Here is a 22,419-nt window from a genome sequence, read left to right as displayed (position 1 = left end):
AGTCGAGGAGGCATTCGAACATCTACTATCCATGGTCCGGATGTATGAGTCGATGGTAGACAAGTCGTGATCCTGATGTTTGCTGAGGCCATGCGAATCTCAATATGAAAGAAGAAGTAGAGGAAGGAACGTTATTGGATCTGAAAAAATTGGAGAACGCTGATGAGATGTTGAGGTGTCTTCCGTCTTTCTTAGTATCGTCAGCAGCGGAAGGTCTCCCGACCGAAGAAGTCGATTCGTTCTATGATGAGAAATTAAGACGCCTTAGCCCCGAGAACACGAAAGACCTGGATACTTTCAGCTGAAAGTATCCAGGTCTTTTCACATTATCCATTTTTCATTTGATGCTATTTGGAGCGTCCTACTGAATTCATGAAAAACATTAAGAATTTGCGACTTACTTGATCTATACGAGATGAGAGTCATGTTCTGAATGACGAAATCAGTTCCTCCATCGTCTTCTCGAAACTTCGGATGGGACGATAGCCAAGCTCATACATCTTCTCGTTCGAGTAGGTCGGGCGTTCGATAGACCTATTTGGAATGTGATAAGGCCTTCCGCTGGCCTCAATCAGTCGCATACGGAAAGATGTTTCGGGAACGTTCAAGTCAATCGCATTGAAGATGTCTCCATCCCGTCCCTTGCTTAGCGTGAGGATGATCATTTCTACTAAATTGTCGGCATGGACCCATGGGACGATATCTTTTGGATGGACCCATGTTACGTAATCAGCCATCTTCATCCTCCGCACCTGATGATCTCCCCAATGCGAGTTGACCTCTGCACATATTGCTCCGGGACGTAAGATGATGACATCCGTGTGCGGTGTTTCTTTTAAAAGGATTTGTTCAGAAAGAATTTTAGTTTTGATATAGACTTGATCCGTGTCAGACGTTGGGGATTCTTCGGTGAAATGACCATCTGTCTCACCGTAAACAGAAGTCGTTGAAAGATGGATGATACGCTTTACGCCAGCGTGTGTCGCTGCCTTTGCCAAATTGGATATGCCAGTAACGTTTGCTTCTTCAGCACGTACTGGGCCACCGAGATATGCCGCACAGTGAATCAGTAAGTCGACATCTTTCATAGCAGCTACGAGCGAAGCTTGGTCGTTAAGTTCACCAATGATTGGAAGTAATCTTTTAGGTACATTTCCTGCCGTCTGCTCTTTTGTACGGTAGAGACCTCGTACCTCTAATGCTTTTGGTATCAAACGAAGGGCGATTCGAGTACCTAATGTTCCAGTCATTCCAGTAACCAGGATTCGTATGTTTTCTAGGCGCAATTTTGAGCACTCCTTTAGTTCAAAGTGAAAGATTCATCAGCATCAGAAATTTTATTCCTTCTCTTCATGCTAGTTTCATGATGCATCATGAATATGAAAGTGCGTCCCCGTACAAAAGAGAACTGATGTGGGGACTGAGATCTTTTCTTGAATTTTTTATGATACCTTCGTAAAATCGATTCGTTCTGTCGAGGCGTAATAGGACTTTTTGTTTTTTTTCAGCACTATATATCCGATTAAAAATCCAAATGTAAAAAATAAGATGGAAAAGATGCTGTACGTGTTTCGGATAGAAACAAATTCTGCCGCGGAACCTATTATGAACGTCAGTGTAATGATAAGAACGGATTGAGTAGCATGAAGAACGGCCGAGAATCTTCCCATGATTTCCGTAGGTACATTCGTTTGATAGAACGACATGAACCCTGTATTGGCGAAGGATAGGGAAAACGTCAGCAAGAAGAATCCTAGCGAAGCCATGGTAAACGATTGGGACAAAGAAAAAATCAAGTATCCCAGTGGTGTAAAGAAACCACCGAAGCAAATCAAGAAGCGCAGACTGAGATTTCTATCGAATGCTACGTTGAGGATGGATCCCAAGACGATACCGCCCCCCGCGATGCTGACCAAAAATCCATAGGTGCTCTCAGAAAAATTCAGTACCTGAGTTGCGAAGGATGCTTCCAAAGAATCTAGACTACTCATGAAGACGACCATCAAGCAATACAGTGAATAGACGAGCGTAATATATTTATTTGAATGCGTAAATCGATATATTTCTTTCCAATCCTTTAGGATGAGATGTATTGTCAATTTCTCGCTTTCGATGGATGTTACCTTTTCCTCTAGGTCAGGTAATAAAAATAATATGGTAGCAGAGATGATGAGGGCGAGTGCGTTCAATTGGATTGCGGAAGTTGGTGACCCGACGATGAACAACAAGCCAGCGACGGATGGACCTAGTATGAAACCACATGATTGTATGAAATTTTTAAGTGCATTGAACTTTTGACGGCTACCTTCGGGAACGAGCTTTGTCATGTAAATCATTGACGAAGACTCGAACATTGTATTTGCTATGTTCAAGAAGAAGACGAAGGTATAGATGACAAGGAGTGAATCAGTGAATGCCAACAAAAAAACTAGGAGAGCTCTTGATAAATCCAAAACCAGCATGAGATTTCTTTTATTAACGCGATCGATGAAGCTACCAGACCAGAGGCTCGTGACGAATGCTGAGATTGGTAACAAGATATATAAAACAGAGACTGCGAACGGAGAGCCAGTCATCTCTAATACGATTAAGTTCAAGGCGATAAAATAAATCCATGCGCCCAAGTTCGAGATTCCTACACCTACTAATAGTAACCCTGGATATTTCCATTTATGAACGTTCAAACCATCATCTCCTAAATTAGATTTTAGCAAGTAGTACTTGATTACATGATTCTTGAAGGTGTCGTGCCACATAAAAACTGGATGTCAGCGAAACGAAGATGATTCCTAATCGACGTAACGTGAGCACTAGTAAAAATCCGGCAACCTTCTTGTGGCAGCCATTGGTATTTCAGACTTCAAGCGTTTGATCATTAAAACAGACTAAGCGTTGTTACGAACGACAAAAAAAATCCCACCCCCAAGACTGCTGTCTTGGGGACGAGATTACTAAAATCGTGGTGCCACCCCTGTTCGTCGATACGTCACCGTATCAACCTCATTCGGTACAGCCAGAAAAATATGGCGATTACCTAAGCTCTATAACGGGAGCTCCCGTCATGATATCCACACCTGCTAAAGAGGATTTCCACCATGCTGCTCAGAGGCTTGTTTCGACACATGACTTTTACTCCTTCCCACCAATCGGAGCTCTCTACAAAAAGTTTGATGTATGTACTTTTCTCATCATTGCTTTTCTCAAATGAAATTTTTCCAATCTTATCATGTATCAAACCATAATGTAAACCAATAAATGCGAAATATTGGAATAAAATAAGGATTAGACCCTTTATCTTTATATCTATTAGACGAATTGTAATATTAAGTGCAACACCTAACTGAAAACACAAAAAAACCCATAACGGCCTCGTGTAGAATAGAGTTACCACACAAAATTCAACGGAGGATTCGTCATGAGCTATGTTCATCTTACCACATCAGAAAGAGTCAAAATAGAGACGTATCTCGAGCTAGATTTCTCTGCCCGAAAGATTGCGGGACGCCTGGGGCGTCAACCTTCTACGATTTCACGAGAATTAAAACGAAATCCTCACTGCGATTCTTCTCATGCTGACCAGCGTTATGTGGAGCGAAAAAAGAAGTGCGGTGCACGGACGAAGTTTACGCTCGAAAAAGGAGTCCGCATCCTCGAAAAGTTACAGGAGACGTGGTCGCCTGAACAGATTGCCGGACGATTATTCCAAGAAGAAGGACTCTCGTTCAAGACAATTTATCGTTGGATCTATACGGGCCTCGTCGAGGCCGATTCTGGACTCCTTCGACAAAAGGGAAAGCGTCAGAAACCACGTGAGACGCGTGGACGCTTCACGTCGGACTACCAATCAGTAAACGTCCAGCCGACGTCAAAGGGCGTCAAACGTTCGGAAATTGGGAGCTTGATACTGTTGTCTCGGGTAGAGGGAAATCCAAAGCCTGTGTCGCAACGTTCGTCGAGCGAAAGAGCCGTTTTTATCTCGCTGTACCGATGAAAGATCGGTCCGCTCAATCGATGGAGTCTGCGATTCAAGCCTTGCATCTCTACTTCCCGTTGGGAACGTTCCAAACGGCGACGACAGATCGTGGAAAAGAGTTTAGCTGTCATGAGCGAATTCGTGACACGTTAGGCGTACCGATGTATTTTGCAGATCCGTATTCTTCTTGGCAGCGTGGGAGTAACGAGAACGCCAATGGTCTTCTCCGTGAATTTTTCCCGAAGGGGACAGACTTCGGAAAGGTCAGGCGTTCTGAACTCGCTTAAGCGCTCGCCTGGATCAATGGGAGACCACGAAAATGTCTCAACTGGAAAACTGCATACGAGGTCTTCACGGAAGAAGTGTTGCACTTAATTTGACAAACCGTCATATAAATAATTCAAAAAATCCTCTTTATAGAAAACGTTTAGAATACAGGGTTGCTTTTCTTTTTTTTCCAAAGCCTTAATTTCCTCTGGGAATTTAGACGCTACATCCAGACGAATAAACGGCAGCTTTTCTTGCGCTTTTTGTGATCGAATGTTTATAACCCTTGCTCCTGCAAAAACATAGTCCAGTTTTAATTCTTCAAAAGCAATTTGTAAAATAGCAATTTTGGATGCTTCATTATATCCTTGTCCCCAATACTCATGGCCAATCCATGTACCGATATGACATGATTTTTTGTCGTAATCAATAAACATTAAATCAGTGAGACCGATTAGTTTATTTGCTTCATTCAGAATCACACGAGGAACTGTTTTACCTGCTTGCTCTTCCTCGATAACTCGCTGTATAAAGCGTTTTGTATCTTCAATTGTTCCGTCAGGAAGACCCAGCGCATCTTTCACCGGAAGTGCCGAAGAAAGTCTAAAAATTTCCTCACTATATTCCTCTCGATGTTTCACTAACTTAATCATTTTTATAAAATCCCTTCATTTCATCACTAAGTTGACAATCCACTTAGAAAAACAAAAAAGCCCTGCTTTTAAACAAAAAGCCCCCCTGGAGGTGGTATCACCCTTATTTAAAGCAAAGCTTTACTCTCTAAATGGATAACGGGATAAACCGCTATATTTTTCAATACAGTTTATGAAAGGTAGGTTCAATAAACATCTTTTGGATATCTTTCAGCTTTCGATATCCTCTCTGAGAAAGTACCGTTTATTTACTAGTCCTTAAATTTACTAATTGCTTGATATTTACATTTTATCTAGAATAGTTGAAATATTATAACAAGTCAATAAAAAATCAACTTTCTATTTCTTTGTTCCGAAACTCGTACTTTTACGAACGGTTTTGATGTCTCTTTAAAACTCATATTATTCATTTCTTATTATCCAAATAATATGAAAACATGATATATTAGTAAAATCCTGTAAAAATTTTTCGCATAGAGAAGACCCACGATATCAGAAGCATTATTTATTGAAAAAGCAAAAGGAGGTATTTTAATTGGAAATTTGGGATTTAGTTGATGAATCACGAAAGCTATTAGGTAAGCTGCATACTAGAGGGAATGAGTTGCAACGTGGTGAATTCCATGTTGTGGTAGAAATATTTACGTTTAATGCTGACGCTCAAATTTTATTGACTCAAAGAGATCCTCTAAAATCTTATCCATTACTGTGGGAAAGTACAGGAGGTTCGGTTAATGCTGGAGAAGGTAGCATAGATGGAGCAATTCGAGAACTCGAAGAAGAAACAGGAATAGTTGTAAATCCAGCAGATCTTCAATACTTAGGAGAGATGAAAAAGGGCAATTATTTCTTAGACAGCTATTTATACGTAAGCACGAGGAATATTGAAATTAGCGAGTTGATTTTACAGTCGGGGGAAGTATGCGATGCTAAATGGGCTACATTAAATGAATTGAAAGAAATGAATAAAATGGGCCACATCGTTCCTACAGTATGGGAAAGATACCAATTGTATCATAAAGAATTAGAGACTTTACAAAAGAAATTAATGAAGATATAAAATTTAAAGAATTAGTTTACATATCATCAGATTATCGGAAGTGCTTTCGCATAATAGTATGCACAATCCTTTAATCCACAAGCCAACGCACATAAATTCATGTTTTAGAATTTCTCTTTTTCAAACATGAAATTATAGTATAATCAGAATAATTTTTAATTTGAAAGATAAAAGGAGAAATTAAAATGACAATCGAATGAGAGAGATTGGAATTCCGCAAATGCAGTAATGATGATTTTGAATTCTTACTTTCGTTAGTAAGCGATCCAGAAATGGTTAGGTATATAGGTGAAGGCAAAATAAGAAATAGAGAGGGTGCTCAAGATTTTCTAGAGTGGATTTATAAAACATATGATTCTGGTTCGAATAAGGGGTTAATGTTATTAGTAGATAAAGAAGTTAATAATCCAATAGGACATGCTGGTCTAATTCCTCAAACCATTGATGGTATGGAACAAGTAGAGATAGGCTATTGCATTTCTCGCGAACACTGGGGAAAAGGGTATGCTACTGAAGCGGCAGAAGCACTAAGAAATTATGGACTTAATGTTCTTTCTGAAGAAAAACTTATTGCGTTAATTCCACCTGGAAACATTGCTTCAAAGAAGGTGGCCACCAAAGTGGGGATGAACTTAGAAAAAGAGATCATATTACGTGGTCAAGATGTTCATATGTATTCAATATCAAAATAACCTCTTGCTTCTTTCGATACAGATTATTGGATTATCGGAAGCTTTTATAAACATAATTTATATTTGACGAATTGTAATATTAAGTGCAACACCTAACTGAAAACACAAAAAAAACCATAACGGCCTCGTGTAGAATAGAGTTATCACACAAAATTCAACGGAGGATTCGTTATGAGCTATGTTCATCTTACCACATCAGAAAGAGTCAAAATAGAGACGTATCCAGAGCTAGGTTTCTCTGCCCGAAAGATTGCGGGACGCCTGGGGCGTCAAACGTTCGGACATTGGGAGCTTGATACTGTTGTCTCGGGTAGAGGGAAATCCAAAGGCTGTGTCGCAACGTTCGTCGAGCGAAAGAGCCGTTTTTATCTCGCTGTACCGATGGAAGATCGGTCCGCTCAATCGATGGAGTCTGCGATTCAAGCATTGCATCTCTACTTCCCGTTGGAAACGTTCCAAACGGCGACCACAGATCGTGGAAAAGAGTTTAGCTGTCATGAGCGAATTCGTGACACGTTAGGCGTACCGATGTATTTCGCGGATCCGTATTCTTCTTGGTAGCGTGGGAGTAACGAGAACGCCAATGGTCTTCTCCGTGAATTTTTCCCGAAGGGGACAGACTTCGGAAAGGTCAGGCGTTCTGAGCTCGCTCAAGCGCTCGCCTGGATCAATGGGAGACCACGAAAATGTCTCAACTGGAAAACTACATACGAGGTCTTCACGGAAGAAGTGTTGCACTTAATTTGACAAACCGTCTTATAAAAAAGTCTGGTTCAAGGGAAGAGACTAATGAAAAAATTAATTAAATTAAGAGCAGGTGACTCGATAGGTATTTTTTCACCGTCCTCACCGGTTACTTATTCAAGTCCTAAACGATTCAATCGGGCTAAGTCATTCTTAGAAGAGAAGGGATTTAATATCATAGAGGGAAAACTTACAGGAAAACAAGATCATTACAGATCCGGAGGCATTAAAGAACGAGCAGATGAACTCAACGAGTTGATTAGAAACCCTACAATTAAATGTATCATGTCAACGATTGGTGGGATGAACTCGAACTCCCTCCTTCCATACATAGACTATGAAGCATTCAAGCAACATCCGAAAATCATAATAGGATACTCGGATGTCACAGCTATCTTACTCGCAATTTATGCCAAGACAGGCATTCAGACGTTCTACGGTCCAGCACTAGTTCCTTCCTTCGGTGAATTCGAGCCGTTCGTCAACCATACATATGATTACTTCAAAGACATATTGATCGAGGAGCAGTCGCTACCGTACGAAATGAAAGTCCCCCCATACTGGACGGATGAATTCGTAAACTGGAAAGAGAAAACGAAGGAAAAGGACCAGCGGCCTAACGAATGGATTTGTGTTAACGAAGGAACGGCTACAGGGAGAGTCATTGATGGGAATCTAAACACAATTCAAGGCTTTTGGGGCAGCGAATATATGCCTGAAATGAAAAAGGGAGATATTCTCTTCATAGAAGATACGATGAAGACCGCAGCAGAAATCGAAAGAAGTTTTTCGCTCTTGATGGTGAATGGAGTCTTCGAAAAAGTTTCTGGAATCATTCTTGGTAAGCATGAACACTTTGACGATAATGGTACAGGTAGAAAGCCATATGAAATATTATTAGAGGTGTTAGGAGAGACGAAGATACCTTTCCTTGCCGACTTCGATTGTTGTCACACGCATCCTATGCTTACCCTTCCAATAGGAGCTGAAATCAAGTTAGATGCTACTAATAAAAAAGTGTTTATTATTAGTGATTTTACAGCTAAATAAATTGACATAGGATATGTATCTTTTAAGAGCTTCAAAAATGTACCTAATCAATCGTTGAATTCTTAGTAGACTTTAAAATTAATTGAGTATTAACATGTTGAGGAGCAAATCAAGCAGGTGATTACTTTTATATTTGAGAGTGACGTATAGATCGATAGAAATTTAATTTTACAACTGATTAAAGTGTTTACCACAATAGTATTCAATGTAATTAAATAACTTGAATATCTTATATGAATAAGTAAAATGACGATAAAGCTTTCTGAAATAACTTGTTCTAGAAACTCTGTATTTAATTTAGTCTCGACGATATTTTATTTTGTGTCTAATTTCGATCCATAGCTCGCTTACTAACCTTTGTAATACTAAAATGAACATTCAAATACTTTACTATTGGAAGAATGTTGTGGATGTAAATCATAAAATAACAATTAATAGTTAAGGATTTATGGTCATAAGTATGATGAAATATTCGGAGTTATTAACCAATAAAATTAATTAGAGATGAGAGATGTTATTTATGGCAATTGAAACTAGTAGAATAAACAATGAAAGTATAAAAATTAATTTATTAGAACATTATAATATAGACGTACACAGCATTAGTAAAGTTAACAATGGCTCTGCAAATATATATGAAATAGTTTCTAAAAATGACAAGACGTATATCTTAAAAGAATTTCAAAGTTTTATAGATAAGAATAAATTAAAGTTAGAGCCTACTATCAATCAATTACTTTTAAACAGTAAATTCCCTACATCTAAAATTTTAAAGACTCTAAAAAATGAGTATTTATGGTCATTCAACGAAAGAATATTTCACCTTCAAGAAAAAGCCGAAGGAATAATTTTTTCTCAAAATAATGCTCCTGATTGGTTATTAAGAGATTCAGCAATGTATTTGGCTAAACTACATGAAATTTTAAAATACCTCCCAAATTTTCCAATTGGAATGCCTAAAAGTGGATGGGACAATGAAAGCAAAATAAGAAAAATTGAAAAAATGATACATATAAAAAAAGAATTTATTTCTTTAGAATCTTCAAATTTTATGATATTAGAAGCTATTAATTGTTTAGATTTTAAAATCAAATATTTAAAAGAGAGTAAATTAAGTGAAAAAAATAATTTTGATAATTTGACAATTAAAAATACTCACGGTGATTTTAATTTGAATCAGATTTTAATAAAAAATAACAGTGTAGAAAGTGTAATTGATTTTTCATCTGCTTCAGCTCTACCTGCAAGTTGGGAAATTATTCGATCATTTACGTACAGTCATAAATCAAGTCATAGTGGTGAAATTAATATTTTAGATTTAAAAAAGTATATCGAGGAATATTTAAAATATTCATTATTAACTAGAGATGATATAAATGAAATGCCAGCTTTTTATTTGAATCAACTCGCTTTCTCTTTGTATGGATTCGAACAATATTTGAAATTTCAACAAGATGAATCTTTACTTATCTTTGCTATATGGAGAACCAAACTACAAAAATACTTATTTGAAAACTTACAAACGATCAATAATGATTTTCGAAATTGGAGTATTTTATAGTTCGGATTTTGTATAAAAACTTTAGAGTTACTATATTTTAAAAATAAATCTTATAATTTAAAAATAGAATTACTATAAAAACAATAAGCGAACTACCCATCATCAATTGGACAGGTAAAATAATAAACAATTCTTAAACAGTGTTGGTTCTGAATTTTATTGGGCTCAACCTGCTTAGTCGTTTTTGGTATTAATTTTCGTTATAGAATCGAATGTATTGCTGAATCGCATAAATGAGTTCGTCGAACTTCTCGAATTGATGTAGATAGTAAATATCGCATTTCAATGCACCCCAGAACCATTTCATCGTACGAGAGCATTTTGGAGAAAAGAGGATTCGTTATCGTAGAAGGAAAGCTTACTGGAAAACAGGACCGTTACAGATCCGGAAGCATCAAAGAACGGGTGGAGGAAATCAATGATTTGATTCGAAACCCTGAAATCACATGCATCATGTCGACGATTGGAAGAATGAACTCAAACTCGCTTCTTCCGTACATCGATTATGAAGCCTTTAACCACATCCGTATATCATCATCGGCTACTCGGATGTTACTGCGATTCTATTCGCGATCTATGCCAAAATCGACATCCCGACACTCTATGGTCCAGTACTTGTTCCATCGTTCGGCGAATTCGAGTGTTCTTGAATCATTCTTGTTAAGCATGAACACTTTCACGGCAAGTCGTATTGTCGGATGGACTGCTCATATTTTAGAGCAATCTGAAAATAATCGTATTTTTAGACCTCAATCTCAATACACGGGTGATGTCCCGAAAGATGATTTCATCTAAAAGGTTAATGAATGGATGTATGTAAGACTCCGTTCTTTCTAACTTTTAATTGATTGCGACGAATCAAGGTACGAAAAAGACGAGTAGTACAAAATGCGATCAACCTGAGGCAAGGACGTTCTGTCCTTGCTTTTTTATACATCCGATGTCAATATTCCGTATACTCAAAACATACTAAGAAATGGAAAGGGTTGATGACCTATGATATTTCCTTTTGTAAAAAGTGGCACCTCAGATTTTTCTTTAGTAGTAAATTCGCGAGAAAAAGAGTGCTACGTCGCAGGATTCGTAGCGTGGAAAGGAATTTATGACAAGCTGGAGGTTGAGCATTTCCTATACGCCAATCGAATCGGTACGCTTGATTGTGGTTTGATTCGATACTTGCCCACCGGTAAGTCATCGATGGTCAATCTGATTGACCGATTGTTCTTATCTCAAGCAATAAACGCCGTCGTGCACCCTGAATGTGTCGAAAGATTCCATGATTATACAGAGACGGTCTCGATAAAAAATGAACATTTTAATGCGGTCTCACCGTTCGGAGAACGACTTTCGGTGAACGAGGAGGTAGTTTGATGAATGTGACCGTCCTCCATTATGATGTCTTCACGGAAACGCCCGGTCATGGTAACCCGGCCGGTGTCGTCCTCCAAGCAGATCACCTAACGCATCAACAGATGCAATCGATTGCTCATGTTGCTGGATTCACGGAGACGACATTTGTGCAACGTTCGAGCAATGCGACGTGGCGTATGCGTTATTTCGCGCCTGGCAAGGAGATGAATCTTTGTGGTCATGGGACGATTGCTGCGTTGACCGCGCTAGAACAAGCTAGTCAGATACCGCAGACATTCACGGTTAACACACAAGCCGGTATTCTCGAAGGAAAACAGGTAGCTTTAAAAACTCGATTCCGGTTACGGCAAGGGAGTCCACGAATCGTTCCGTTCCAAGGAGCAGTCCGTCCCATACTCGTAACCATCGGATTAGACATCAAGCATCTCGATGATCGTCTACCAATTGTCTATGGCAACACAGGAAACTGGACACTCATTTTACCCATCCGCCGGTTGATGGATTTCAAGAGGATGCGGCCAGACAACGAACAATTCCAACAGGTATTGACCGCATTTCCTACTGCATCCGTACATCCGATTTGTCTCGAGACCTATCATACTGCTCATCTGCATGGTCGGCACTTTTCCGCATCCGGTGCTGGAACAGTGGAAGACCCAGTCACTGGGACTGCATGTGGCGTGATGGGGGTCTACCATCGTCTGTTTATTGATCCGCTGTCTACGGAGATAATCAGAATTGAACAAGGACATGAGATGAATCGCCCCGGCACCGTCGACATTCTTGTTAGCGGAACAGACTCGGACCCTTCACAGTGGCAGGTCGAAATGGAAGGAGGGAGTATTTTTGTAGGTGCACGATACATTACGATATAGAGAGACGGACGGTCTGATCATCGCCTCGATTGCCATCTTCACTGATTTTGACTGCAGAGGATAGAGATGGTCGATAGTGTATTATGAATGGTCTGTCGGTAAACATCTTCAGACATATATCGATCATTCACACCACATTGGACTAATGATGAAACGACTAGTTGAAAGATGTCATGAGAGCAGCCCTTTGTTTGGTAAATCCAAAGAGTGGTGCAGTGTTTTCTCATCATACATAGCCATAGATTAATATGACCGTCATCGTATGATGCTGCAGGTGTTAAAAAATGAACATCGATGATAATGTTAATATATGTAAGGTGTTATTATTTTTTAGTGTGAAAAGGAGAGATTAACGTGAGTCGGTTTGGAATCTGTCAGGTGGACGTTTCACCACCACTCGGAATGCCGTTCATTGGTTATAGTCGACTGAATGGTATTTCTGAAGTTCACGACCCACTCTACGTCACGGCATGTGTGTTCGAGAGTGAGAAGGCGAAGTCCGTATTCGTCAGTATCGATAACATCGGCATGCTAGTTGAAGATACGAGCCTGATACGAGAGAGAGTCGGGAAACGTCTCGATATGAGTGAAGAAAAAATTACGGTCGTATTCTCGCATACACATTCGGGGCCAGCGACGGCAAGTACGGACCCACTCATCCTAGCTTATAAAACGTTGCTCATTCAGCAGACAGTTGAAGCTGTCGTCAAGGCTAATGATAACCTAGAAAATGCCGAAGTCGGCTGGCATGTCACGGATGGGAAGATTGGGGTCAATCGAAGAGAAAAGACGACAGAAGGATACGCGAAGATGGGGACGGATCCAGCTGGTATCGTTGACGAGAGGATTGGTACGTTATTGATCCGTGATCCATCGGCGAAGCATCTGATTGGTGCCCTCATCTTTTGTACGGCACACCCTAATGTGTTGAAGTCAAATAGTATGTCCTTGTCTGGTGACTATCCCGGGATTGCTAGAAAGATTTTAGAACAGTCACTCTCCTGTCCGGTCGTGATCATCCAAGGAGCGGCCGGAAATGTGAATGCGAAATATCGTGGGGATCAGGCGAGTCTCAAAAAAATGGCCTATGGGCTTAGCGGAAATGTCTTGACCATGGTACCAGAAGTAACCTTCCATCCGATCTTCAAACATAGTGTACAATCCGTCAGCTATCCAATGAGGCTCGATGATGTACCGAACCCGACTGACATAGAACGTATGGCATCACGAGCAGAGGTGGATTGGAATGTCAGTACGAAACGATGGCGTGACTACATGGTGGAGCGATGGGAACGACAATCAACGACTATAGTGATGGATATAGAAGTCCAACTGTTTAAACTCAATGAGGGATCGTTTGCTGGCATCCCGATGGAGCCTTTTTGTGAGTCTGCCTTGTTCATTCGGCAATCACTTCAAGACGATCTCGCTTTTTTCGGGGGCTATACAAACGGATATATTGGCTATTTGCCGACGGAAGAAGAATATCCGTACGGAGGATATGAAGTCACAATCAATCCAGTTGTATATGGTCCTGTTACAGGGTTATGGATGCCACCAGTTGCCTCAACGGCTACAGAAATCACTAAAACGATTCTAGAACTTTACCAAACATAGTCATCTTCGTATGTTGTCTACCAGGTGGATACTTAATTTGCTTTTCGACAATGCTGAGAAATTTGAGTGTTTATCCAGTTAAAAGCAGCTCTATTGTATTCGGAAAATTTCAGTGTTTTGAACATCCGTTCGCGATTGCTTCAGTAAACCGTGCTCTCTAACACTTATCGTTCTTTAAGAGAAAATATTTCAAAATCTGAGAAAAAATAAAGGCGGGTGAAACACATTGAAAAAGTTCGACCTGAATATTGAGCAGGTACTCGAAAACTGGGAAGTCTATCATGCTCTTCGAGAAATTATCGCCAATGCATTAGACGAACAGGTCCTTACACGATCAAAAGATATCCGTATCGAATGTGATTCGGATGGCAATTGGCGCATTCGTGATTATGGCCGAGGCTTGCAGTACGTGCACTTCACGCAAAATGAGAACCAGGAGAAGTTGAACCATCCGAATCTAATCGGGCGTTTTGGTGTCGGGTTGAAGGATGCGATGGCGACGTTTGATCGTCATGATGTCGGTGTTGAGATTCTATCGAGACACGGGCGGTTCACCTTAGGAAAAAGCAATAAACATGCGTTCGAGGATGTCATGACGCTCCATGCCTATATCGAGCCATCTCTCGATGATGCGTTCGAGGGAACGGAATTCATTCTCTCGAATATATCCGAAGAGGACATCCAGAAAGCGAAGCGACTCTTTCTACTCTTCAGTGATGAGCAGGTACTTTCCACCGTTCAATACGGTCAAATCTTAGAAAAGCATGGTCATACGGCGAATATCTACATCAATGGCGTGAAGGTCGCAGCGGAGGAGGACTTCCTCTTCTCTTACAATATCACCTCATTGACGAAGGCGATGAAGAAGGAGTTGAATCGAGAACGTACGAACGTCGGACGTACCGCCTATTCGTCTCGTGTGAAGCAGATACTCCTTGATAACAAGGAACCTCGTACGACCCGTCTTCTAGTAGAATCATTGAATCGGTTCACGGAAGGAGAGCTTCCAGTTGAACTCACATGGAAGGACGTGGCGATCCATTCCTGTAAGCTATTGAACATGCTTGAGGATGTCGTGTTCATGACACCATCCCAAATCAGGAGCCACGCCTCGATCATGGACGATGTCAGCGGATACGATTACAAAATCGTCACCATTCCGGAGAACTTGGGTAGTGCGTTGATCAACCAGAAAGATGAGGCAGGAAGGCCGATACGGGATTTAAGTACATTTGTCGAGGAAGTAAGGGATTCGCTCTCCTATCAAATCGTACCAGTAGAAGAACTGAGTCAACAGGAACGTATACTTTGGGAGATGAGAACCGACATATTGAATATGCTAGGTCCGATGCCACCTCAAATCCAGGAAGTGAAGCTCGTGAAATCCATCGATTTCGCATTCGACCGCAACCAGACATTGGGATTATGGCAGGGAGAGAGCGGGACGATTCTAATTGCACGATCCCAGTTACGTTCGCTGTCAGCATTCACAGGGACACTTCTACACGAAAGGGCGCATGCAAGTAGCGGACGACCAGATGTCGACCGAGAATTCGAACTAGAGTTGACGCGTTATATAGGTTCTCTAGCGGAAGGTCTAATCCAACAACAACCATCTCTCAAGGATACGAGTGAACTATCCGTTACTGCGCAGATAAATCCTGAAGACGATGCAAGCGCGAAGCCTACCATCGGATTTTTCAGACGCCTCTTTGGTACCAAGTGATGGTCTTATACTAACCAGATACTGAAATGATTTCGACGTCGAAATGTATACAAACTATACGTCCGCCTGATATAGGAAAGATTTAGTATCCTCTCGAGAGGAGAAGAGACCCCCTTTCGGTGGCATCATATCGAGGGACGTATTGACGCTGCGGGTGAAGGCTTCCCACATCGAGAAGGGTATACAAACAAACGATCATGATGAAAAACAGTCCAATCCTTGAGTAAAGAGCGTACTAAAGGATTGGACTGTTGCGTTTCTGGATTAAAAAATTCTTTTATCCTTAAAATTAGATGTATAAAAATCCTCCTGACATAAAAATATTCATTAATTTCTAATTTTGTAGTCGACTACACCGTATGCTATACTTATCTTGAAAGAAGGTGTCATGATGAATTCGAACAAAATAGTCGTTAACAACATCAAATCCTGGTTGCTAGATAATCAAAAGACACATCAGTGGTTAGCTCAAGAAATAGGTGTCAGCAAGGCACTGATCGGTCATATGTTGAATGAAAGCCGTGTCATTCAACCACAACGAATTGTTGATATCGCTAATGCATTAGGTCTATCAGTCAAGGAATTGACAACTGATGCTTCGATGAAGGAAGAGCGTATGACTGTGCAATTACGAGGTTCACTTTCAAATCGACGTTCTAAAATGGAATTAGAGCGTTTAAAATTTGCTGTGGAAGATTACATCGGACTCAAGGGGAGTCGATCATGAAGCCATCCATAAAGATTACTGAAGAGATTGCAGAAGCATTTGCTGCTAGCTTTCTCGAACACGTGATTGATAGTACGGTCTTTATCGGTGCGTATATTGAACAGGTGTTGGCTAAAAAAGCCAACCTGATTTTTCAATATGTTGAGGACGATGCGTATTTCGGTGCTGCTATCAAACATATGTCAGGAGAAGAGTTCATTGCCTTGAACTCCTATCAATCTTTGCGCATGCGCTATTTTACTGCCGCCCACGAACTTTGGCACTTATCTGAGATGAGTAAATTTCAAGTCAGTGGATTTGACCATGAGCGGGCAGCCGATCGATTTGCAGCGGCACTCATGCTACCAAAGAGTACGACTAAAGAGGTATGGGAAAAACTTAAAGAGTCATATGATACAACCCTTGCTATCATATATCTCGCTGATATGGCCCAAGTCCCATATGTATCAGTGGTCCGACGCCTACGGGAGCTCGGATATCGCTTCTCTGACTTAAGCGAACGAGAAGAAGATTGGGTAAAAGAGCGGGTTCAATTGAGAGTTTCGCCAAGTCTACTGGATCAACGACAAAGGTTCGAATCATTTCCCGCTTACGAGACCGAAGTTGTTAGTGCAGTAAAAGAAAAACGCTTGACTCGTTTAAGTGCAGCGAACAAACTTTCTGTCTATCGACCTACACTTGCAAAAGAGTTCCAAGAAGAGACGATGCAATCGTTACAAGAGGAATCAATGGATGATTAAGGAACCTGTATTCATTGATGCGAACATCATTATCCATGCGACAAGTTTTCGACAAGCAGATGTCTTCGATTGGTTAAATAGTCTGTATGGGCAAATTCTAATCCACATTGAAGTATTAGAAGAATTAAAAATCTCTTCGGTGAGAGAAAAGATAGATACTCTAATTGCAGAAGGAAAGTGGATCCTGTTTGATCCGGAATCGGAAGCATCCATTGAGACTGATGCACTTTATGACCTTTACCTCGTTTACTTGCAAGAAGTGCGAGTGGCATTTGAACAACTCGACGAAAAGAAAATACGAGAAGGGCGTCCACTCAAACACACAAGTGATCTAGGAGAGATTCATAGTCTTGCAGCAGCTCGACTACTTAGCGCTGACTTGATTTGTAGTGATGATGCGGATATCCGTGAGGTGATCACAGATGCTGATCTACGCATCATTAATCACAAGGAACAAGAAATATTAATCCGTCAACACACCCTTATGGATTTCTGTTTAAATCTAAAGAGACACGACATCGTGAAACGAAGCGAAATCCGAAAGTTTTTCAAATCAATTCGTCCCTATGAGGTAAAGCGTTTCGATGAACACATAGATGAGGTTTAAATTATTGAAATGTTATCCATTCAAAGATGTAAACGTTTCGACATCGAAACGTTTACATCTTTTTTGTTTTTATATAAAAAATTTTAGAAACATTTTACATCTATAAAAAGATAAGTTTACGGACATTCGTTTATGATGAAATCTTATGAAAAATTAAATAAATGAATAGACTATTAAAATTGTATGCATATTGGTCATCTGAAATAAAAAAAGAAGACTCATATACATCCATACGTAAGTCTTCTCCATCTCATTTGCAGATATCCCGTCGATGTCCAATCTTGAGAATCAAAATCACGACTTTCTCACCTTGAATTTCAGCAATCAGACGGTAGTCACCGATGCGATAACGCCATTCACCCGAACGATTCGAAACGAGTCGCTTTCCGTGAAAACGTTGATCATTCGTCCCGACAAGATTTTTCTTGGTTCAGGACATGATGATCCATCTTCTTAAGAGATTTTTAAGCCTCGCGCTTAAACTTTACGGTGTATGCCGTCATTCTAAATCAAGTTCCTTCATCATATCGACACTGCAAAGTCATCCAGATAGCCTAGACGAATAGTCGATTTTTTGAATCATCGCACTCAGTCCTCAGTACTTAATGATTATCATTCGTTCACGCATGTGATTATAGTAAAATGATAATCGATACCTTAAAACGATGGAGGTCATTTAATGATAAGAAAAGAAACACCAATAGAAGAAATTTTGTTCGAGGCAATGAACCATGCAGGTGTCTCTTTACCGATTATGATTGGAGAGGGAGCATGGCACAGGGCATGGAAAGTGACGAAAGAGGATGAAGAGTTGGTACTTCGAATTCCCAAAAAAGTTGCTTATGAAAAGCCAGTTCCATTCGATCATGACGCATTGACGGCAGAATATTCGGCAACAAAATGGTATTACGAATCCGTGAATCAAATGGTCCCAGGTGGTGCACCAGCGCTTTTTAAATTTCATGTTACGCCTGAGCTTACATATACGTTGGAGTCATTTGGTGGAAAATCATTGCCTTTAAGAGAAATGTCGCTAGTCGAAGCGGTGCGTTTAGGTAGACAAATTGGAGCTATCTATCGAAAAATGGAAAGTCTTACTCCTGAAATTGAGGGATTTGGTCGTTTAGCATGGACAGAAAATAAAGGACTCCATGGAACTATAAACGAGGAATTTCAGACGTTTTTTCAAGAAAAAAGTCTAACTCACATCCATAATTATCAAAAACTAGTTAACGCGTATCCGATGTTTCAAAACAAGGGGGTGGCACATGCACTTCAAGTAGTGACTACAAATCGAAATCGCCGAATCGTTTCGGCAAGATTAGTCAATCAAGACGTCTCGCCTGAAAACATTTTGTGGGGAGGCGACAGCGTCTGCCTGATTGACCCTTACCCAATTGTCTATGAACCTCGTGAAATGGCCGGTAATTTCATGAACTTGTACGAGACTTTATTTAGAATGTTAGCAAATACCCAACGCTATAAAAAACACCAGTTTGAGAAATATGAGGATATTCTAAAGACTATAGCTACAGGATTTCTTGATGGGTATAGTGATGGTGATCTAGCTATTTCTCGAGAAGTCAGAGGTGAGCAGTACCTTCAATTGCTTGAAACGGCTTACCAACATCATTGCTTGTTGATTAGAACATTGACGTCAGAAGATATCATTCGATACGGAGATCGGAAAGAAATCGAAGAGCGCCTTGCTAATTTAGGTGATGAGATAAAACAATTTGCCGAGACTTACTTCTTCTGACTGTTGTGTATTGAATCCCTGACTTACGAATATCTCGACGATGCCCGATCTCAAGAATCAAAATCACGACTTTCTCATCCTGAATGTCAATGATCAGACGATAGTCACCAATGTGATACCGCCATTCACCTGAACGATTTGAGACCAGTCCTTTTCCATGACGACGCGGATCATCCGTCCCGACCAGATTCTTCTTGATCCAGGACATGATGATCCGCGCTTGTTGGGGATTCATCTTCTTGAAAGACTTTTGAGCTCCGCACTCAAAATCTATATTATATGATGTCATTCTAAATCAAGTTCCTTTTTCATATCGTCAATAGAGAGTGCTTTCGATTGTTTGCGGTGTGCCACCATGGAGTCATCATAGAGTTGCAAATCAATTTCGTCTTCGATACGGTCGAGGACAGCATCACGAACAAGTGTAGAATTCGTGATATTCTTTGCTTTCGCATATTCTTTAATAAGTTGTGTGTCCTGGTCATCAAGTCGTACAGAAATAGTACTCATAATTGTCTTCTCCTTTGTAATACAAATCAAGTTTTTAGTATAGATATGAGCTCTATTCATTTGGATTCAGAGCAAAGTACTTTACAATAGTAAGAAATGGATAAAGATGAAGAAGGTAGGGAATTATGATGTACAAGGCTCTATTGATAGCAGTCAATGAACAAAGAAGTCGTGAAATCGATGCTCTTCCCAATACTTTAAATGATGTGACAGAAATCAAGCGATTATTAACGGAAGAGCCAGCTGTTTTCAAACAGTCAGATGTCTTAACCTTAAGCGGTAACTTAGCTACTAAATCCATGATAAATCATGCACTAAAGGGCTTTTTTAGTGATGCTTCATCAGAGAACGTCTTATTTTTGTATTGGGCAGGGCATGGAGGATTCGATCAAAGTGATGCTTATTTTATTCCGTATGATGCCGATGTGTCTACCATAAGTAATACTAGTATCAATATGTCTGATGTAAAAAAGTATATTGATGAGACCCCTGCTCAGACTGTCTTAAGCTTTTTCGATACGTGTCACAGCGGTGCACTGTTAAGAGGCACTACCATCAATGATTTAATGAAACGAGGACTGGATATTAAAGGTTCCGGAAAGTTTGTCGTTGCAGCATGTACCGAAGATCAATCTGCCTGGGACAGAGGTAGACATGGCGCATTCACAGATCACTTAATTCGTGGTCTTGAAGGGGGAGCCATGAATCCTAGAGGAGAAGTGGACATTTATACGCTCTATTCTTATGTCAGCCAAGCAGTGTCTAATGAATTTTCCGATCAGCATCCAGTTTTAAAAGGTACACTTTCTGGAGCACCAATCATTATCAAACACACAAAGGCACGAGAGCATGCGCAACAGCAACAGTTCGTATCGCAGTCAAGCGTAACACGTCGTAAAGTGGACGAATCGGGTGATTGGTTTTTGTTAGGAGATTTACGCGCACGACATCATTCATATCGTTACAACAGTTCTACTAAGACATACTCTTTGATACTAAAAGCTACTTCTAACGCTAGAAGCATTGAAATGACACTCAAACAAATGTTGAGAACAGTCCGACCATTCGCTATTGAGGATGGTGCTGAATATGTTCAAGTAGAAGATGTAGACGTAGAAGTGATTGATGGAGAGAAGACCATTAATCTTACACTCGTATCTAGTCAGAATCGAAATGGTCATATGTCTCATGACATGACGATCAATGGCATTAAGCCTGATGATATAGCAAAACTAAGAATTGAGCGTTTTATTTTCAATCAAGACATTCCAAGCCATGTTAATACTACCTTTTCGGGAGGAATGATTTATGGTACGTCTTCTGAATATCCAGTGTCAGATCGCTTGATTCCAGAATTACTCGAACAACAAGTCGAACCAGAATGTATCAGACTTTACGTCATTGCTGTTCTCGTATTTAAATCTATCTTGTCTGAAGTGAATGAAGTCAGTTTAATTATCCAAGATAATACCATCGTCCGCATCACGATTAATGGGAATCGTCCACGCATATATTCTAACGAAGCTCCATCGAACATCATGGTAGATCACCCAGTTACTTTTCCTATGTAGATGATGGACAACTATCGTCCTACTTGATTAAGATGGATGTAACAATCAGATAGCATATTTTTAGGTAAAGACTCAATGTACTACAGTTGACGGTAATAAAATACTTACGATAAATAAAAGATCCTTTGTTTAATAGCAAACTAACTTATTCTGAAAAGAGGAGCTATATAATGAATTTAGAGTATCAAATGACTTTCGAAGACTTTATGGCCTTACAAAAGGACTCTCTAAAGCGAATTCATTATCACCAAGCAAGATACAATATTACTTTTGTAGCGCTCTCTATGATTGTATTTTTACTAGGTATGATTGTTTTCACTTTACTGGTGCGGATTTTTCTCGACTTTCTCTCAGAAAATGTAAGGGACATTCTTAAAATCTGCTTGTCTTTTATTCCAGTTATATTATTAAGACCAACTTTAACAAAATACTATGAATTCGTTACAATTCGACAATTAAGATCTTCACTTAAAAAGGATAAGCGATGGCCGAGAAATGTCGCATTAAGCTTTAATACAGCTGGCATTCAAGTAAATTCATCTTATAACGGTATAATTAAAAATACAGATATAGCATGGAAAGAAATTAAACAGATTGGTGAAGATGATGATCGTTTCTTTTTATACTATGAAAATGCGGAAGCGATTATATTACCGAAAAAGAATTCAACACTAACTGAATCTGAAAGAACGAAACTTGGTGAATTAATGAAGCAGCACTTGAATCATGAATTTAGACTAGAATAAAAAATATTAATTAATTCATTCATTCCCGTTTCTCATTAAGCCATTGAGAGCTCACACTTAGTTCGTGTATAGAAAGATGTATACAAATCTATAAGATAAAATAAAGCCACCAAGTGCGAAGGAACTTCGCCTGGTGGCCACTTTTTTGTATAAGTGTAATATAATACTCT

21 protein-coding genes, 3 pseudogenes and 1 other annotated feature are annotated in these 22,419 nt (G+C 39.9%); of the genes and pseudogenes, 17 read left to right on the top strand and 7 right to left on the bottom strand.

The window, feature by feature from the left end; genetic code table 11:
• Nucleotides 1–422 precede the first annotated feature (422 nt).
• On the bottom strand, nucleotides 423–1,286 hold the full coding sequence (locus P397_RS0100325) for an NAD-dependent epimerase/dehydratase family protein (RefSeq protein WP_028105264.1): 864 nt from the start codon (nucleotides 1,284–1,286) through the stop codon (nucleotides 423–425).
• 156 nt (nucleotides 1,287–1,442) lie between these two features.
• Nucleotides 1,443–2,756 (bottom strand): MFS transporter, encoded by a 1,314-nt coding sequence (locus P397_RS16955; protein ID WP_081776933.1) that lies wholly within the window; start codon nucleotides 2,754–2,756, stop codon nucleotides 1,443–1,445.
• A gap of 179 nt (nucleotides 2,757–2,935) precedes the next feature.
• Nucleotides 2,936–3,201 (bottom strand) — a binding site (T-box leader).
• A gap of 214 nt (nucleotides 3,202–3,415) precedes the next feature.
• On the opposite strand from P397_RS16955, the pseudogene P397_RS16950 reads away from it, so the two are divergent.
• Nucleotides 3,416–4,353: pseudogene (locus P397_RS16950) on the top strand (IS30 family transposase).
• On the opposite strand, the gene P397_RS0100305 reads toward P397_RS16950, so the two are convergent.
• Nucleotides 4,345–4,893, bottom strand: coding sequence for a GNAT family N-acetyltransferase (locus P397_RS0100305; protein ID WP_131972981.1), 549 nt, complete (start codon nucleotides 4,891–4,893; stop codon nucleotides 4,345–4,347). The pseudogene P397_RS16950 and the gene P397_RS0100305 overlap by 9 nt on opposite strands.
• Before the next feature lie 535 nt (nucleotides 4,894–5,428).
• Here P397_RS0100305 and P397_RS0100300 point away from each other — a divergent pair.
• From P397_RS0100300 to P397_RS0100280, 5 genes and pseudogenes are all read left to right on the top strand, one after another.
• Nucleotides 5,429–5,953 carry an NUDIX hydrolase gene (locus P397_RS0100300; protein ID WP_028105261.1) on the top strand — a complete coding sequence of 175 codons (525 nt, stop codon included), beginning with the start codon at nucleotides 5,429–5,431 and terminating at the stop codon, nucleotides 5,951–5,953.
• Between the two features lie 206 nt (nucleotides 5,954–6,159).
• A complete protein-coding gene (locus P397_RS0100295) occupies nucleotides 6,160–6,645 on the top strand; it encodes a GNAT family N-acetyltransferase (RefSeq protein ID WP_028105260.1) in 486 nt (161 codons plus the stop codon).
• Between the two features lie 267 nt (nucleotides 6,646–6,912).
• Nucleotides 6,913–7,392: pseudogene (locus tag P397_RS16945) on the top strand (IS30 family transposase); the annotation flags it as partial.
• Nucleotides 7,393–7,434: 42 nt separating this feature from the next.
• On the top strand, nucleotides 7,435–8,439 hold the full coding sequence (locus P397_RS0100285; protein WP_028105259.1) for a S66 family peptidase: 1,005 nt from the start codon (nucleotides 7,435–7,437) through the stop codon (nucleotides 8,437–8,439).
• Between the two features lie 520 nt (nucleotides 8,440–8,959).
• A complete protein-coding gene (locus P397_RS0100280; protein WP_160168497.1) occupies nucleotides 8,960–10,000 on the top strand; it encodes a phosphotransferase in 1,041 nt (346 codons plus the stop codon).
• A 190-nt stretch (nucleotides 10,001–10,190) separates the two neighbouring features.
• On the opposite strand, the gene P397_RS18145 is transcribed toward P397_RS0100280, so the two are convergent.
• Nucleotides 10,191–10,307, bottom strand: a complete 117-nt coding sequence (locus P397_RS18145; RefSeq protein ID WP_152539576.1) for an IS3 family transposase — start codon at nucleotides 10,305–10,307, stop codon at nucleotides 10,191–10,193.
• Between P397_RS18145 and P397_RS17680 the strand changes: the two are divergent.
• The 8 genes and pseudogenes from P397_RS17680 to P397_RS0100245 all read left to right on the top strand — a co-directional run.
• Nucleotides 10,286–10,641: pseudogene (locus tag P397_RS17680) on the top strand (LD-carboxypeptidase); the annotation flags it as partial. The gene P397_RS18145 and the pseudogene P397_RS17680 overlap by 22 nt on opposite strands.
• A complete protein-coding gene (locus tag P397_RS18115) occupies nucleotides 10,550–10,795 on the top strand; it encodes a citrate/2-methylcitrate synthase (RefSeq protein ID WP_152539575.1) in 246 nt (81 codons plus the stop codon). The pseudogene P397_RS17680 and the gene P397_RS18115, both read left to right, overlap by 92 nt.
• Nucleotides 10,796–11,370: 575 nt before the next feature.
• Nucleotides 11,371–12,246, top strand: coding sequence for a PhzF family phenazine biosynthesis protein (locus P397_RS0100270; RefSeq protein WP_035413944.1), 876 nt, complete (start codon nucleotides 11,371–11,373; stop codon nucleotides 12,244–12,246).
• Between the two features lie 354 nt (nucleotides 12,247–12,600).
• Entirely contained in the window at nucleotides 12,601–13,863 is a 1,263-nt protein-coding gene (locus P397_RS0100265) for a neutral/alkaline non-lysosomal ceramidase N-terminal domain-containing protein (protein WP_028105255.1), read from the top strand.
• 226 nt (nucleotides 13,864–14,089) lie between these two features.
• Nucleotides 14,090–15,589, top strand: a complete 1,500-nt coding sequence (locus tag P397_RS16940) for an ATP-binding protein (protein ID WP_064506623.1) — start codon at nucleotides 14,090–14,092, stop codon at nucleotides 15,587–15,589.
• 391 nt (nucleotides 15,590–15,980) lie between these two features.
• A complete protein-coding gene (locus P397_RS0100255) occupies nucleotides 15,981–16,316 on the top strand; it encodes a helix-turn-helix domain-containing protein (protein ID WP_028105254.1) in 336 nt (111 codons plus the stop codon).
• Nucleotides 16,313–17,056, top strand: coding sequence for an ImmA/IrrE family metallo-endopeptidase (locus tag P397_RS16935; RefSeq protein ID WP_051523827.1), 744 nt, complete (start codon nucleotides 16,313–16,315; stop codon nucleotides 17,054–17,056). Before P397_RS0100255 ends, P397_RS16935 begins: the two co-directional genes overlap by 4 nt.
• Nucleotides 17,049–17,663, top strand: coding sequence for a hypothetical protein (locus P397_RS0100245; RefSeq protein WP_028105253.1), 615 nt, complete (start codon nucleotides 17,049–17,051; stop codon nucleotides 17,661–17,663). The genes P397_RS16935 and P397_RS0100245 overlap by 8 nt, the downstream gene beginning before the upstream one ends.
• Before the next feature lie 250 nt (nucleotides 17,664–17,913).
• Here the strand turns inward: P397_RS0100245 and P397_RS18110 are convergent, their stop codons facing one another.
• Entirely contained in the window at nucleotides 17,914–18,006 is a 93-nt protein-coding gene (locus P397_RS18110; RefSeq protein WP_326932296.1) for a type II toxin-antitoxin system RelE family toxin, read from the bottom strand.
• A 336-nt stretch (nucleotides 18,007–18,342) separates the two neighbouring features.
• Between P397_RS18110 and P397_RS0100240 the strand changes: the two genes are divergently transcribed.
• Nucleotides 18,343–19,422 carry a hypothetical protein gene (locus P397_RS0100240; RefSeq protein ID WP_235183934.1) on the top strand — a complete coding sequence of 360 codons (1,080 nt, stop codon included), beginning with the start codon at nucleotides 18,343–18,345 and terminating at the stop codon, nucleotides 19,420–19,422.
• Here P397_RS0100240 and P397_RS17670 read toward each other — a convergent pair.
• Together P397_RS17670 and relB are read right to left on the bottom strand one after the other, a co-directional pair.
• The gene (locus tag P397_RS17670) at nucleotides 19,373–19,711 is read right to left on the bottom strand and encodes a type II toxin-antitoxin system RelE family toxin (RefSeq protein ID WP_081776932.1); all 339 of its coding nucleotides are present in this window, start codon (nucleotides 19,709–19,711) and stop codon (nucleotides 19,373–19,375) included. The two genes, P397_RS0100240 and P397_RS17670, sit on opposite strands and share 50 nt — an antisense overlap.
• Nucleotides 19,708–19,932, bottom strand: coding sequence for a type II toxin-antitoxin system RelB family antitoxin (relB, locus tag P397_RS0100235; protein WP_028105251.1), 225 nt, complete (start codon nucleotides 19,930–19,932; stop codon nucleotides 19,708–19,710). Before relB ends, P397_RS17670 begins: the two co-directional genes overlap by 4 nt.
• Nucleotides 19,933–20,057: 125 nt before the next feature.
• Between relB and P397_RS0100230 the strand changes: the two genes are divergently transcribed.
• The gene (locus tag P397_RS0100230) at nucleotides 20,058–21,503 is read left to right on the top strand and encodes a caspase family protein (protein WP_028105250.1); all 1,446 of its coding nucleotides are present in this window, start codon (nucleotides 20,058–20,060) and stop codon (nucleotides 21,501–21,503) included.
• A gap of 170 nt (nucleotides 21,504–21,673) precedes the next feature.
• Nucleotides 21,674–22,249, top strand: a complete 576-nt coding sequence (locus tag P397_RS0100225) for a YcxB family protein (protein ID WP_028105249.1) — start codon at nucleotides 21,674–21,676, stop codon at nucleotides 22,247–22,249.
• The last annotated feature ends 170 nt before the right edge of the window (nucleotides 22,250–22,419 follow it).

The organism is Exiguobacterium undae DSM 14481, assembly GCF_000620805.1.
Lineage (GTDB): Bacteria > Bacillota > Bacilli > Exiguobacteriales > Exiguobacteriaceae > Exiguobacterium_A > Exiguobacterium_A undae.
The sequence above is the reverse complement of the archived record's forward strand: the minus strand, read 5'-3'. Positions and strand labels throughout refer to the sequence as shown.

Coding starts and splice junctions, on each gene's coding strand:
- P397_RS16955 (WP_081776933.1), bottom strand. CDS start 2,756: ATGTGGCACGACACCTTCAAGAATCATGTAATCAAGTACTACTTGCTA.
- P397_RS0100305 (WP_131972981.1), bottom strand. CDS start 4,893: ATGATTAAGTTAGTGAAACATCGAGAGGAATATAGTGAGGAAATTTTT.
- P397_RS0100285 (WP_028105259.1), top strand. CDS start 7,435: ATGAAAAAATTAATTAAATTAAGAGCAGGTGACTCGATAGGTATTTTT.
- P397_RS0100280 (WP_160168497.1), top strand. CDS start 8,960: ATGGCAATTGAAACTAGTAGAATAAACAATGAAAGTATAAAAATTAAT.
- P397_RS18145 (WP_152539576.1), bottom strand. CDS start 10,307: ATGAAATGGTTCTGGGGTGCATTGAAATGCGATATTTACTATCTACAT.
- P397_RS18115 (WP_152539575.1), top strand. CDS start 10,550: ATGTTACTGCGATTCTATTCGCGATCTATGCCAAAATCGACATCCCGA.
- P397_RS0100270 (WP_035413944.1), top strand. CDS start 11,371: ATGAATGTGACCGTCCTCCATTATGATGTCTTCACGGAAACGCCCGGT.
- P397_RS0100255 (WP_028105254.1), top strand. CDS start 15,981: ATGAATTCGAACAAAATAGTCGTTAACAACATCAAATCCTGGTTGCTA.
- P397_RS16935 (WP_051523827.1), top strand. CDS start 16,313: ATGAAGCCATCCATAAAGATTACTGAAGAGATTGCAGAAGCATTTGCT.
- P397_RS0100245 (WP_028105253.1), top strand. CDS start 17,049: ATGATTAAGGAACCTGTATTCATTGATGCGAACATCATTATCCATGCG.
- P397_RS0100240 (WP_235183934.1), top strand. CDS start 18,343: ATGATAAGAAAAGAAACACCAATAGAAGAAATTTTGTTCGAGGCAATG.
- P397_RS17670 (WP_081776932.1), bottom strand. CDS start 19,711: ATGACATCATATAATATAGATTTTGAGTGCGGAGCTCAAAAGTCTTTC.
- relB (WP_028105251.1), bottom strand. CDS start 19,932: ATGAGTACTATTTCTGTACGACTTGATGACCAGGACACACAACTTATT.
- P397_RS0100230 (WP_028105250.1), top strand. CDS start 20,058: ATGATGTACAAGGCTCTATTGATAGCAGTCAATGAACAAAGAAGTCGT.
- P397_RS0100225 (WP_028105249.1), top strand. CDS start 21,674: ATGAATTTAGAGTATCAAATGACTTTCGAAGACTTTATGGCCTTACAA.